This is a genomic window from Papillibacter cinnamivorans DSM 12816 (assembly GCF_900176335.1).
Taxonomy (GTDB): domain Bacteria; phylum Bacillota; class Clostridia; order Oscillospirales; family Oscillospiraceae; genus Papillibacter; species Papillibacter cinnamivorans.
Genome location: NZ_FWXW01000003.1, coordinates 137798 through 151324 on the forward strand (window position 1 = coordinate 137798; position 13527 = coordinate 151324).

Sequence of the window (13527 nt, forward strand, 5' to 3'; positions counted from 1 at the left end):
CCGGGGGTTATTCCTCGTCAAAATAAATGCTGCCGCCGATAAACTCCCGGAGAATGGAATTAAAGGGGATCTTCGAGCAGTCCATGTTCTGGAAGAAATCTAAAAGATTCATGAGGCGGTCCCGGGTGTCCCGGAAGGGACTGTCGTCGGGGATCTGCTTCAGGGAGTCCTCCGCGAAGGGGCGCAGCGCGTGCATTTCGTAAAGCAGGCTGGAATTGAAGACCACATCGGATTCTTCGGCAAATCTGAAAATCGATTTGCGCTCTCCGGCGCGGACCGCATCCCACTGGCGAATGGTCTCCTCAGGGCTCGTGCCCCTGTAACGCACGCTTCTGACCATTCTGCGCAGGAGCCTTACCTCGGTGGTGGGAACGCGGTTCATGAGGTCCACATTCAGTTCAAACAGCGAACCCAGATAAATCTTAAAGAGATTATATCTGCCGATGGCGGGCAGCAGTTCGGGATTGAGGGCGTGAATCCCCTCGATGAGCAGAATTTCCGAAGGTCCCATGCTCAGGGGCCGGGTCTTTTCCATGCGGGTGCCGGTCACAAAATCAAACAGCGGCGTCTCCACCGTCTCTCCGCCGATGAGCTCCGTTACCTGCCGCTGCAGAAGTTTTAGATCCAGAGCATGAAGGCTCTCAAAGTCATAGGATCCGTCCTTGCGACGGGGCGTCATGTTCCGGTTGAGAAAGTAATTGTCCAGGGAAAGCGGAATGGGCCGAAGGCCGTTCACCCGCAGCTGGGCGGAAAGCCGCTGGGCAAAGGTGGTCTTTCCGGAGGAGGAGGGACCCGTAATGAGCACCACCCGGACGGACCGGCGCTCCTTGAGGATCGTGTCGGCGATATCGGAAATCTCCTTTTCCTGCAGCGCTTCCGCGATGCTGATGAGTTCCAGGCTGCGCCCCGATTCAATATAGGCGTTTACATCGGGCACCAGCTCGATCCCGATGTTGCTGAGCCATTTCTGGGTCTTGTCATAGGCGGAGGACAGCCGTTCCGGAAGAAGCAGGTTCTTTTCCTCTCCGGAGGCCGCGAAATCCACGATGAAGCCGGGAAAAAACGGCAGCACCGAAAAGGGTTCCGCCCTGGAGGCATGGGTATCGGCGGGATACAACACTTTTACCACCGTTTCTCCCATTCTGTAATGGTAATACCCGTCTTTTCTGCAAAGGAATTCGATGGGCTCGTCGTTTTTCACCCATTCCCGGAGGCATACGCCGATTTTTCGCACTTCCCGCTCCGACAGGGCCGACTTATCCAGGCGACAGAACACCCCGTCCTTGATGGAATAAGCGGTCTTCAGCGTCTCACCGGGGAAGAGGTCCTGCACCGTTTTAATAAGCCCCAGCTTGACCGTCTGCCGTTCTTTAAACAAATGCGTTTCCAGCATGGCGAGCTCCTTTCGCGGTTTAATAGCCGTTTCATGGGCCAAAGGCCCCGGCCGGATTGCTCCTACATACAGAATACCCGAACCGGGCGGGTTGTCAAGGGCTGGGGATTTTAACGCAGGAAACGGGCCTGCCGCCCTCCGCTGTATTCCGGAAAATAAGTTGCGATTCATCTATTCTTATCCGTTTGATGAATTATTACTATACCGAGTACCATGTCAGCCACAGCAAAGGGAGTACCACATCCGCCGCATAGAAAAGGCGGGTTTACGGCTGGTATGTTTTTACGGTTTTTTTGTCAGAAGTCCGGAGCGTCAAATCCAAAAAGCTTTTCGCCGTCGGCAAAAAGACGAATCGTTTCTCCCGACAAGTTAAAACGAGCAGGCAAAGCCTGCTCGTTTTCTTTGGTGGGGGAAGGTGGATTCGAACCACCGAAGGAACTTCCAACAGATTTACAGTCTGCCCCCTTTGGCCACTCGGGAATTCCCCCATATTGGAGCTGGTGGACGGACTTGAACCCCCGACCTGCTGATTACAAATCAGCTGCTCTACCGACTGAGCTACACCAGCATCGTCTGTTCGTCTGTTGTCCACAGCAAAAGATATCTTAACAGATACGCACCGCTTTGTCAACATAAAAGTGCGCCCGGTGATTTCTCCCGTTAACCGGAAAAGCCGCCGCGCTGCACCGGGGCAAGAGACGCCCAGGATCCCGGCATCCTGCGGAAACGGCCGACTCCCTTTTATTATCCCTTCCGGCGAAACGGCCGGTCAGCCTCCCAGGTAGGCCTTCTGAACGGCACTGTCGTCCAGCAGTACGGCGGAGTCCGCGGCTGTCACAATCCGTCCGGTTTCGAGAACATATCCCCGGTCCGCGATGGACAGGGCCATCTGGGCGTTCTGCTCCACCAACAGGATGGTCGTACCCGCCCGGTTAAGTTCTCGGATGATCTCAAAAATCTGATAGACCAGCAGCGGCGCGAGGCCCATGGAGGGTTCGTCCAGCATCATGAGTTTCGGGTGGCTCATAAGGCCTCTGCCCATAGCCAGCATCTGCTGCTCGCCGCCGCTGAGCGTACCCGCGATCTGCCGGCGGCGCTCCTTCAGCCTGGGGAACCGCTCGAACACCCGCTCGATGTCCGGAGGGATATCCTGGGGCTTGCAGGTAAAGGCTCCCATCTCCAGGTTTTCCTCCACGGTCATCCGGGAAAAGATGCGGCGTCCCTCGGGAACATGGGCAATCCCCAGCTCCACGATTTTGTGGGGAGGCATGTTTTTAATATCCTGCCCCATAAAGGAGATGCCGCCCGTTTTGGACCTTAAAAGCCCGGAAATCGTCTTCAGCGTAGTACTTTTCCCCGCACCGTTGGCGCCGATGAGCGTTACGATCTCCCCCTCGTTCACCTCGAAGGAAATGCCCTTGATGGCATGGATCGCACCGTAATACACATTCATATCGGTTACCTTCAGCATATGGTTCCCTCCGCGCGCTCACCGCGCCGATTATTTTTGCCGCAATGCTCCGCCGGCCGCTCGGGCTGCGGATCAGGACGCCTGTATACCCTTTTTCCCATCGGAATCCTTCTTCCCCAGATATGCCTCCACGACCAGGGGGTTGTTCCGGATCTCCTCCGGCGTTCCCTGGGCGATCACAAGGCCGTAATTGAGGACCAGAATCCGCTCGCAGATGCCCATGACAAGGCTCATATCGTGCTCAATGAGAATGATGGCTATATTGAAGCGGTCCCGGATGGAACGGATGGTGGTCATGAGTTCCGCCGTTTCCGAGGGGTTCATGCCGGCAGCCGGCTCATCCAGAAGAAGGACCTTGGGATGGGTGGCCAGGGCACGGGCGATTTCCAGACGGCGCTGGGCACCGTAGGGCAGGCTTCCGGCCTTGGCATCGGCAACCCCCTGCATATCGAAAACCGCAAGCAGGTCCATGGCGGTCCGCCTGGCGGCAGCCTCCTGCTTCCAGTAGGAGGGCAGGCGCAGAACCGCTTCCGCAAGGGTATAGCTCATACCGTTGTGCATTGCCACCATGACATTATCCAGAACGGAAATGTCCTTGAACAGCCGGATATTCTGAAAGGTGCGGGCAATACCGGACTGGGTGACCTGATAGGTGTTTTTCCCCTTGGTTTTTTTTCCCTCCAGAGCGATGGAGCCCCGGGAGGGCTGATAGACGCTGGTGAGAAGATTAAACACCGTGGTCTTGCCGGCGCCGTTGGGCCCGATCAGCCCGACAATTTCATTATTATATACCTGGATGTTGAAATCATCCAGAGCCTGCAGACCGCCGAAGTCGATCCCCAGATTGGCTACGTCAAGTATGGGAGTCATGGGATACACCCTCCTTTTTTGCCGCTTTCCGGCGGCGGGAATTGATGATGGACTCTATGGACCGGCTCAGGGAAAAATCATAGGTCCCCATAAGGCCGGAAGGCTTAAAGACCATGACCACCACCAGCAGCAGCGAGTAAATCACCATGCGGTAATTGTCAAAGCCGCGCAGCAGTTCCGGCAGCAGGGTCAGGCCTGTGGCGGCGATGACCGAGCCTATCATGGAGCCCATGCCGCCCAGGACCACCATGACCAGAATCTCTATAGACTTCATAAATCCGAAAGTGCCGGCGTCCAGAATCCCCAGGTAATGGGCGTAAAGGCCTCCGGCGATCCCGGCGAAAAAGGCGGAAACGGTGAATCCCAGCGTTTTATAGTATGTAGTAGGAATTCCCGTGGCCTCGGCGGCGATCTCATTTTCCCGGATGGCGATGATGGCCCTGCCGTGACGGGACTTAATCAGCATATGAAGGACCGCGATGGTGATGACGACGCAGATGAACACCGACGTAAAGTCCGTCGCCCGGGTAATCCCCCGAAGGCCGAAGGCTCCGCCGGTAAAGTCCAGGTTCAGGATGATCACCCGGATGATCTCGGAAAAGCCCAGGGTAATGATGGCAAGGTAATCTCCCCGGAGACGCAGGGCGGGGAGCCCGATGAGTATACCGAAGATCGCGGCGACGATTCCGCCCAGAAGCAGGCCCAGGGGGAAAGAAACCGCGATGGGCAGCGCCACGTTTTTGGTAAAGAGCGCCGCGGTATAAGCTCCCACCGACATGAAGCCGGCGTGCCCCAGGGGAAGCTGGCCGAGAAAACCGGCGGCAAGGTTGAGGCTCACGGCCAGGATAATGTATATTCCCACGGGAATAAGCATTTTTGACTGATACCTGGTAAGCACGTCGCCCTGAAGAAACATCAGAAAGAAGTACAGGGCCAAAACCGCCACCGTATTGATCAGGTATTTCGTACGGGTTTTAAACCGAAATTCCATGGCCTCCACCCTACACTTTCTCATTCATGCTGCGGCCCATGAGACCCGTGGGCTTGATGAGCAGCACGACAATCAGAATTCCGAACACGACGCCGTCGGCCAGCTGGGAGGAGATGTATCCTTTTGTCAGGCTCTCCGCCAGACCGATCACAAGCCCGCCTATCATTGCGCCCGGAATGGACCCGATTCCTCCCAGCACCGCGGCGACAAAGGCTTTGAGGCCCAGCATAACCCCCATGAGGGGAGACAGCTGGGTATAGGCGCTGCAGTAGAGAATCGCACCCACGGCGGCCAGGGCCGAGCCGATGGCAAAGGTAAAGGAAATGGTGTGATTCACATTGATGCCCATCAGCTGGGCGGTAGCCTCGTCCTCGGAGGCGGCGCGCATCGCCTTTCCCATTTTGGTCTTGTTGACCAAAAAGCTCAAAACCACCATGAAAAACACGGACACCACAATGGTCATAATCGTTGTGGCACTGAGCTGACGGCTGCCCAGCTGAATGGAGGGCAGGGTCACAATGGTGGGAAAGCGCTGAGGATTGGCGGTAAAAACAAGCTGGGCCAGGTTTTCCAAAAAGAGGCTCACGCCGATAGCGGTGATCAGCAGGGAAATCCGGGGGGACTTCCGAAGGGGCTTGTATGCCACCTTTTCTATGGTCATTCCCAGTACGGTACAGAAGGCTATGGCAAACAAGATGGAAATCCAGGGGGGCGCGCCCCATTTCATCATTGCCAGCCAGGCACAATAAGCGCCCACCATGATAATATCCCCGTGGGCGAAGTTTATAAGGTTCACGATACCGTAGACCATGCTGTAACCCAAGGCCACAAGGGCGTAAATGCTGCCTACCTGAAGCCCGTTTATCACCTGATAGAGAAATGTCATGGAGAACCACCTTGCTTCTTTACAATTCAGCCGCCGCCCGGCTCCCACCGCAACGCAGCGCGCCGGTCCGGGATGGAGCCGGATATGCACGCGCCTTTATTCGCCTGCATATCCGGCTTTTTCCTTTTTTGCGGGGAATACAAACTATTGCGGGGAGAGGAGCCGAGCTCCTTCCCCCCGCACAGTATTGTGCGCAGGTATTGCACCGCGCTTTATTGCAGCTTAGAACTGGCCTTCGTAGGAATACGCGCCGTTGACGATCTTAATGATGGCGCAGCTCTTGATGGGGTTGTTGTTTTCATCGAAGGTGATGTGTCCGGTGACGCAGTCCATGTCGGTTTTGTCCATGGCGTCGATAACAGCCTGCTTATACTCGGCGGTGCCGGCCGTGAGTCCGGCGTCTTCCGCAGCCTGGATGCCGGCCAGAAGGATCTTGGCGGCGTCATAGGTGGTGGCGGCAAAGGCGTTGGCGGTCTCGCCGTAAGCGGCTTCGTAATTCTTCAGGAAATTCTGCACCAGCTCGGAGGTGTCGGCGGTGGAATAATGGTTGCAGAAGTAAGCGCCTTCCACGGCAGAAGCGTCATTGCCGGTAACGGTAAGAACGCCGTCCCAGCCGTCGCAGCCCAGGAGGGTGGCGGTGAGGCCGACGGACTTGGCCTGCTGGGCAATGAGGACAACCGTATTATAGTAGTCCGGGCAGAGCAGAACGTCGGGCTTCTGGGTGGTGATATTGGTCAGCTGGGCGGTAAAGTCCACGTCGCCGGTGGCATAGCCTTCGGAGGCGACCACGGTCATGCCCAGTTCCGTCGCGGTGGAGGTAAAGGATTCGGCAAGGCCCTTGGAATAGTCGTCGCCGGTGTTATAGATGACGGCGACCTTGGTGGCTCCCAGCTTTTCCTGGGCGAACTTCGCCATGGTCGTGCCCTGGAAGGGATCCAGGAAGCAGGAGCGGAACATGTTGTTGCCGTAGCTGGTCACGTCGGCAGCGGTAGCGGTTCCGGAAATCATGGGCATATTGTCTTCCACGGAAATCTGGGCAACGGCAATGGTGGGCTTGCTGGTCACGTCACCGATGATGGCGGTCACGCCGTCGTCCACCAGCTTGTTGTATGCGTTAACCGCTTCGGTTGCGTCGCCTTTTTCGTCGTATTCGATGAACTCAATCTGCTTGCCGTTGATTCCGCCGGCTGCGTTGACTTCATCTATGTAGAGCTTTGCGCCGTTGCGGGCGGCGATCCCGTATACCGCAACGTTTCCGGTGAGGGGAGCCAGGCAGCCGATCTTAATCGTCTGCGGCGCGGCAGCGGTAGGCGTAGGCGTCGCGGCAGTTCCTCCGCCGCTGCATCCGGCCAGGGTAGCAATGCAAAGAGCTAAAGCAAGAGCCAGCGCAAGAAGACCTTTCTTTTTCATTATTTTACCTCCCAAACTGTTCATATGAAATGGCATTTGCTCATTACCACGGGGACGTTTCCCGCAGAAAAAAGAATGGCATTTTTCTTTCTCCCGCATGCATTTTTAAAGGCAAATTCCCATTTGCGTATGAGTTATTGGTAATTATACATTTAATAAATGCAATTGTCAATAAAACTTATGGCGAATCCGGGGGGTCCCATTCCGGGAAACCAGGCCTGTTTTTTCAAGCTATAACCGGTAAAACCTTCACTCCGTCGGGCCGGAATTCATATCACAAATCCCCCGTTGGGGCTGAGCACCTGGCCTGTTATAAAATCGGCACTGTCGGAGGCCAGATACAAAACCGCCCCGGCTACATCCGCCGGGCTTCCCAGCATGCTCAGGGGGGTTTCCTCCCGAAGCGCGCTAAGCGCGGACTCGGAAAGGTTTCTGCTCATCCCGGCGTCAATCACCCCGGGGGCAACGCAGTTGACCCGAATCCCGGAAGGCCCCAGTTCCTTCGCCAGCGCGCGGGTCAGGCCGATCACCGCCGCTTTCGAGGCGGAGTAAGCCGCTTCGCAGGAGGCCCCCGTCATGCCCCAGACAGAGGAAATATTGACGATCTTTCCCCGCTTTGCGCGGAGCATAGCCGGCAGGACCGCCCTGCAGCAGTGAAAGACCCCTTTGACATTGACGGCGAACAGCCTGTCCCATTCCTCTTCCGTCACATCCTGAAACTGACCCCAAAGAGAAACGGCGGCATTATTTACCAGAACATCAATCCCGCCGAAGGCGGCCAGAGCGGAGCGCACCATACCGTCCACCTGCTCCCGGTCCGCAACATCGGCCCGCAGAGCAAGCACGCGGGTTCCCATCCTCTTCAGTTCTTCCGCAAGGTCCAGCGCCTCCGCCTCGCTCCGATAATAATTGAGAACAAGAGAGTATCCTTCGCGGGCCAAAAGCCGGGCCGTCTCCCTGCCGATTCCCCGGGAGGCGCCGGTAATAAGCGCGGTTTTTTCCATGACCGACCTCCTTAGGTTTCCGAAACTTAAAGGCACGAGACCGTATATAACCTTACCAGCTTGTCTTTGCCCGGTTTACCGGGCGGATTTTTCTTATTCTATCACGCCGGGGCGGGCTTTGCAACGGCCCGGCGTCCGCCCCGGGAGGGCAAAAAGGTATTGACAAAGAGGGTTCTTTGGGGTAAGATATCATACGACTCTGAAGGCGAAAAACTGAACGGACGATTAGCTCAGCTGGTAGAGCATTCGCTTGACGTGCGAAGGGTCAGCGGTTCGAACCCGTTATCGTCCACCAAAAAGAAGGACAGGCTTTGCCTGTCCTTCTTTTTGGGTTACGCGGCCTTCTCGGGCCGCTCCACCTTTTGATTTCATCGCCACGGCGGAAATGAATTCCGCCTGCGAAAATTCTCCGCCCTGCTCCGAATTTACGCGCCACCCGGCGCGTCCCGCACAAGGCGGGATTTGGGACAGGCTTTGCCTGTCCTTCTTTTTGGGTTACGCGGCCTTCTCGGGCCGCTCCACCTTTTGATTTCATCGCCACGGCGGAAATGAATTCCGCCTGCGAAAATTCTCCGCCCTGCTCCGAATTTACGCGCCACCCGGCGCGTCCCGCGCAAGGCGGGATTTGGGACAGGCTTTGCCTGTCCTTCTCGGTCAGTCGTCAGAAGCTTTATCCTGGAGCTTGCCGTACAGGCTGGTAAGGGAAATACCCAGCGCCTCCGCGGCCTGCTTCTTGCCCTCCAGCGTATCGCCGTATATATCAATGGCGTGAAGAATCTGCTTTTTCTCAAAGGCTTTTACCTTTACTTTGAGATTGGAAACTTTCACATCACTCTGGGCATACAGATTCTGAAGACGTTGAGGGAGGTCCTCAAGGGTGATTTCAAAACCGTTCATAAGAGTGGCCGCAAAATCAATTGCGTTTTTCAGCTCCCGTATATTCCCGGGCCATTCGTAAAGAAGAAGAGCCTTTCGGGCTTCTTCCGAGATATCGATCCGGCGTCCCAGCTGGGTCTCGTAATTGCGCAGAAAGTATCCCGCCATGGGCAGAATGTCGTCCGGTCGTTTCCGAAGAGGCAGGATTTCAATAGGAAACACCGCAATTCTATAATACAGGTCCTCCCTGAAAATCCCCTTGGCAATTCGGCTTTCCAGGTCCACGTTGCTGGCCGCGATGACCCGGACGTTGACCGGAATCTCCTTGGTCCCTCCCACACGGCGTACCGTCTTCTCCTGAAGCACGCGCAGCACTTTTGCCTGCAGGTCATAGGGCAATTCAGAAATTTCGTCTAAAAACATAGTCCCGCCTTCCGCCGCCTCAAACAGGCCCGCCTTGCCGCCCTTCCGGGCGCCCGTAAAGGCCCCCTCCTCATAGCCGAACAGTTCCGATTCCAGGAGATTGTTCTGAAGGGCCGCGCAATTGACCGCAATAAAGCTCTCCTCCCGGCGCTCCGAAGCATTGTGTATGGCCTGAGCATACATCTCCTTGCCCGTACCCGATTCGCCGGTGATGAGAATATCGATGTTTTTCCGGGCTACCTTTTTAGCAAGATACTGCAGTGAAAGCGAGGACAGATCCTTTGCAACGATATTGTCAAATGTAATCGATGCCCGCTGGATGTCCTTGATTGTTCTGGTAAGCTCACTGATTTTATGCTTGTATTTTGAGACCATTTCGCTGTTTTCAAGGGCATGCTTCAGCAGAGCTCCCACGGAAACACCGCCGATGATTTCGCCTTCGTGGACGATGGGATACAGAGAGGTCACATATTCCTGAGCCCCCTCCACGCGCTTGATGTATTTCTGTTTCTGTCCCTGGTCCATCACATTTTTCAGCCGGGCGCCGGGCCTCATCTCCAGCAGCAGCCTTCCCACAATCTGCTCCGACCTCAGGCCGATAAGCTGTTCATAGGCTCTGGACGCGAACACGATTCGCCCCGCCCTGTCGATCATCAGAAAACCGTCGTCAATGCTGTTTAGAGCAGCTATCAAGAACGTACTCAATTCCATAGGGATCTCCTTTGCAGCAGTTTGCACATCAACAAGCCTTATGAAAAATACAGTCTTGCTTACATTTATTATTGTATCACAATTCCCCCAATTTCGATCCGTTTTTCCGCCCGCGTCCGCCTATACCTCTTCGATTATGCATCTGCAGAGACGGCCGAATTTCAATCCGGCCGTCTCTGCAGAGGAGGGCATATATAGGAACACACGGGACGCTCTCAGATGTCCATCATCAACAAAAACTGACTGAGAGCCTTGCCGTGCGGATCGATATCCAGGGTCTTCGTAACGCCGCCGCCCAAGGCGTCGTACATCACGAAATTCAGTGCGCCGAGCTGAGGCAGCTCATAACGGACCACTTTTCCCCTGACCTTGTCCCTGAACCATTCCTTCACCCGTTCCGCGGTCACCTTTTCTCTGATGAGGTCGTAGTTCTTTCTATTGTATGCGATGAGCGAAACATTGGAAATATTGCCCTTATCTCCCGTACGGGAGTGCGCTATATCCGCTAATTTCATGTATCACACCTCCCGATAGAATACGCGTATATTCACATCTGTGCAGGGGATCAGAAGGGACAGGATCGCCAGCACTTCCTTAAAGTTTGCGGTAAGGATTGATGCCCCAGCCGGGCAGGAAAGCGGCGGATTTGCCAGTTCAATCTGGCGCTTCACCCTCTGCATACTGTCCGCCCGGACGGCAATTCTCGCTCTGACCTCGGGAATCTGCGTCAGGTCAAAATTCATATGCTCCGCATCCCTGCAGATGGAATTGTAACCGATAATGGAAAACTGGTGCTCTTCCGGCTTTTCTCCATATGCTTGCCAGCGCTTCTCCGCCGCTTCAAAATACAGGTCGCATCTCTCCTTCCAACGGAGGCCGCACAGGCCCAGCTCGCTGATGCCGACATAGCTGTCTTTGTACCCGACGCTCACCTTGTATTTGCCCGTGGCGGGACGTCCTGTGGCGCCTGTCACCTTTACCCTGTTTTTCGCCACTTCTTCAAACCGGACTCCGGAGAAATCGGCAACGCAATTGGGAGTCAAATAACTCGCCGGATCGTGAATTTCGTACAGCAGCTGCTCGGTGCAGGTCTGCACATCCACGCGGCCGCCCGCCCGGTCCAACTTGGTTACAAAAAATGTGCCGTCTTCGCTGACTTCCGCAATGGGAAATCCGATGTTCCAGAAATCCTCCACGTCGCTTTTCCCGGGAATGCAGAAATACCCTCCGGTCAGATACGAGGAGCACTCCATGAGGTGGCCCACCAGGGTACCCTTGCCGTACATCTCGTAGGTGTTCCAGCCGAATTCGTGGACCAGGGGACCGAGAAACAGGGCGGCATCCGCGCAGCGCCCGGTAATCACTACGTCGGCGCCGTTGTCCAGAGCCTCGGCGATTCCCTCAAACCCCAAATACGCGTTTGCAGAAACCAGAGGCTTTTTGAAGCCGCCGAAACGTTCACCGGTTTCGAAGATCGGAATATCCTTATAGCGATCCAGCTTGTCGAACACGTCGTCTCCCATAACACCGGCTACTTTCAGCCCGGTGAGGCCGAGCCGTGCGGCGATCTCCATGGTTACTTCCATCGCCCGCTCGACGTTCGCCGCGCCCATATTGGTGATTACCTTGATCCCCTTCTCCCTGGCCAGGGGGAGCACATGCTCCATGCGGAATTCCAGTCCGGCATTATAGCCCTTCCGGGGATTTGCCAGCTTCTGCTGCTGGGCGATGGCGATGGTACGCTCGGCCAGACATTCAAAGCAGATGTAATCGATGTCGCCGTATTTCATCAGGTCCAGCGCAGGCTCCAGATCGTCTTCCGAAAATCCGGCGCCGCCGCCAATTCTTATTGTACGCATCTATAAGACTCCTTAATATATATCGTTAGAAGGTAACTGCGCCGGTGATGTATAAAACCAGAAGAATGACCCAGCCCACAATAATAGCCAGAGGTATGCCCTTGCGCTGCCAGGGACCCCATTCCAGGCCGCACATTCCCACCAGAAGGATTGCGGCGGCAGATAAAGGCGTAAACGGGAACGCAACTGTTGCGTTGGCGGAAAGAGACGCTCTTGCCACCATTTCATAACCAATACCGAAGTTAACTGCGACATTGGAGAGAACGGGGAGAATGGCAAAGAAAAACGCCTCCATGGGAATGAAGAACATGACAGGAACCGCCAGAATGCCGAAGAGCAGGGGAAGAAGTCCGCCGGCATTTTGAGGCGTTATGGCCATGATGAGTTGGGTTATGCCGTCGGACATTCCGCTGCCGCTCATAACGCCAGACAGCACACCCGAGGCGAAGATGACGGCCACCATGAGGACGATATTCTTCGCGTGGGCGTTGATACGGGCCATCTGGGCCTTGGGATTGGGATAATTGATCATCAGCGCGATGCAGGAGGCTAAAATAAAGGTCAGGGTATTGGACAGCCAGCCGGCGATCATACAAACGATAGATAAAATAATCAAAATCAGGTTGGGGATGAACATCTTGGGGCGCAGAAGGGCGTCATCTTCCTCCGACGAGTTCATATCCGCAACAAAGGTGCCGGCATACGCTTCGCTCCCAAGTCCTCCCGTTTTTATCACAAATTCTTTTTCCTTCTTGCCCAGCAGGTAGGCAATCACCAGAACCGCCACCAGACCTGCAATCTGTGCCGGGATCATAGCATTGTACAACTGTGTGGTCGATATTGCAAGGCCTGTCGCCGCCCGCAGGGTTGGCCCACCCCAGGGTTCGATGTTCATAACTCCGGCCGCCAGGGCGACCACCATTGCGAGAGTCATGGGACGCATGCCAAGCTTTTTATACAGAGGCAGCAGCGCGGGAATGCAAACCATAAAGGTGACCACGCCGGAACCGTCCAGATGAACAATCATTGCCAAAATGGCCGAGCCGACGGTGATCTTGACAGGATCGTTCCCAACCACCTTCAGAACCCCTTTAACAATGGGTCGGAACGTACCGGCGTCTGTGAGTACGCCAAAGAACAGAATGGAAAAAATAAACATTGTGCCGGTGGCGGCAACGCTCTTGATTCCGGCCGCGACATAGTCGGACAGCCCGGCCGCGCCGCCCACAATCACGCAGAAGATACACGGGATCAGCGCCAGTGCAATGATAGTAGGAACCTTGTTGGACATAATCGCGGCGAGAATCACAACCATCATGACGATTCCCATGATTCCTAAAAACACAGATATTACCTCCCTCAATTTTTCGTTTAGCGCTCCGCTGTATTTATAGCGCCATCTCCCTCCCGGTCTGCACAGCGGCCAAGCAGATATTAAATTTACATCTTTGCTTAAGGCAAAATCCGTGCCAAGAAATCCGGGCTTTTTCAGACGTTTTAACCCGGTAAGTTTTCATAATTCTGAAATATTGAAATATTCGTCACTAAAATTCCGAAATTCCGAAACTGTTACCGTATCGGATTTTTCTCTAAAAAATCAAAAGCGAGCCCGGCCGATCCGGCCGGGCTCGCT

11 protein-coding genes and 3 tRNA genes are annotated in these 13527 nt (G+C 55.2%); 1 reads left to right on the forward strand and 13 read right to left on the reverse strand.

Features of this window, described 5'->3' with window-relative positions:
• Positions 1 to 7: 7 nt before the first annotated feature.
• From B9A13_RS05515 to ymfI, 9 genes are all read right to left on the reverse strand, one after another.
• On the reverse strand, positions 8 to 1393 hold the full coding sequence (locus B9A13_RS05515; protein WP_084234060.1) for a nucleoside kinase: 1386 nt from the start codon (positions 1391 to 1393) through the stop codon (positions 8 to 10).
• A 403-nt stretch (positions 1394 to 1796) separates the two neighbouring features.
• Positions 1797 to 1881 (reverse strand) — tRNA-Tyr (locus tag B9A13_RS05520).
• Positions 1882 to 1885: 4 nt separating this feature from the next.
• A tRNA-Thr gene (locus tag B9A13_RS05525) sits at positions 1886 to 1961 on the reverse strand.
• A gap of 201 nt (positions 1962 to 2162) precedes the next feature.
• Complete coding sequence (locus B9A13_RS05530; RefSeq protein ID WP_084234061.1) at positions 2163 to 2864, reverse strand: ABC transporter ATP-binding protein; 702 nt, start codon at positions 2862 to 2864, stop codon at positions 2163 to 2165.
• 72 nt (positions 2865 to 2936) lie between these two features.
• Positions 2937 to 3734 carry an ABC transporter ATP-binding protein gene (locus B9A13_RS05535; RefSeq protein ID WP_084234062.1) on the reverse strand — a complete coding sequence of 266 codons (798 nt, stop codon included), beginning with the start codon at positions 3732 to 3734 and terminating at the stop codon, positions 2937 to 2939.
• On the reverse strand, positions 3718 to 4749 hold the full coding sequence (locus tag B9A13_RS05540; protein ID WP_242942791.1) for a branched-chain amino acid ABC transporter permease: 1032 nt from the start codon (positions 4747 to 4749) through the stop codon (positions 3718 to 3720). Before B9A13_RS05540 ends, B9A13_RS05535 begins: the two co-directional genes overlap by 17 nt.
• Positions 4736 to 5611: a branched-chain amino acid ABC transporter permease gene (locus B9A13_RS05545; RefSeq protein ID WP_084234063.1), complete on the reverse strand. Its 876-nt coding sequence runs from the start codon at positions 5609 to 5611 to the stop codon at positions 4736 to 4738. Before B9A13_RS05545 ends, B9A13_RS05540 begins: the two co-directional genes overlap by 14 nt.
• Positions 5612 to 5833: 222 nt before the next feature.
• The gene (locus tag B9A13_RS05550; protein WP_084234064.1) at positions 5834 to 7021 is read right to left on the reverse strand and encodes an ABC transporter substrate-binding protein; all 1188 of its coding nucleotides are present in this window, start codon (positions 7019 to 7021) and stop codon (positions 5834 to 5836) included.
• 269 nt (positions 7022 to 7290) lie between these two features.
• The gene (ymfI, locus tag B9A13_RS05555; RefSeq protein ID WP_084234065.1) at positions 7291 to 8025 is read right to left on the reverse strand and encodes an elongation factor P 5-aminopentanone reductase; all 735 of its coding nucleotides are present in this window, start codon (positions 8023 to 8025) and stop codon (positions 7291 to 7293) included.
• A gap of 219 nt (positions 8026 to 8244) precedes the next feature.
• Between ymfI and B9A13_RS05560 the strand changes: the two genes are divergently transcribed.
• Positions 8245 to 8320, forward strand: a tRNA-Val gene (locus B9A13_RS05560).
• A 359-nt stretch (positions 8321 to 8679) separates the two neighbouring features.
• On the opposite strand, the gene B9A13_RS05565 is transcribed toward B9A13_RS05560, so the two are convergent.
• The 4 genes from B9A13_RS05565 to B9A13_RS05580 form a co-directional block, all read right to left on the reverse strand.
• On the reverse strand, positions 8680 to 10035 hold the full coding sequence (locus B9A13_RS05565; protein ID WP_084234066.1) for a sigma-54 interaction domain-containing protein: 1356 nt from the start codon (positions 10033 to 10035) through the stop codon (positions 8680 to 8682).
• 215 nt (positions 10036 to 10250) lie between these two features.
• Entirely contained in the window at positions 10251 to 10550 is a 300-nt protein-coding gene (locus B9A13_RS05570) for an AtuA-related protein (protein ID WP_084234067.1), read from the reverse strand.
• Between the two features lie 3 nt (positions 10551 to 10553).
• Positions 10554 to 11894 carry an acyclic terpene utilization AtuA family protein gene (locus B9A13_RS05575; RefSeq protein WP_084234068.1) on the reverse strand — a complete coding sequence of 447 codons (1341 nt, stop codon included), beginning with the start codon at positions 11892 to 11894 and terminating at the stop codon, positions 10554 to 10556.
• A 25-nt stretch (positions 11895 to 11919) separates the two neighbouring features.
• Positions 11920 to 13239 carry a CitMHS family transporter gene (locus tag B9A13_RS05580; RefSeq protein ID WP_084234069.1) on the reverse strand — a complete coding sequence of 440 codons (1320 nt, stop codon included), beginning with the start codon at positions 13237 to 13239 and terminating at the stop codon, positions 11920 to 11922.
• Positions 13240 to 13527 lie beyond the last annotated feature (288 nt).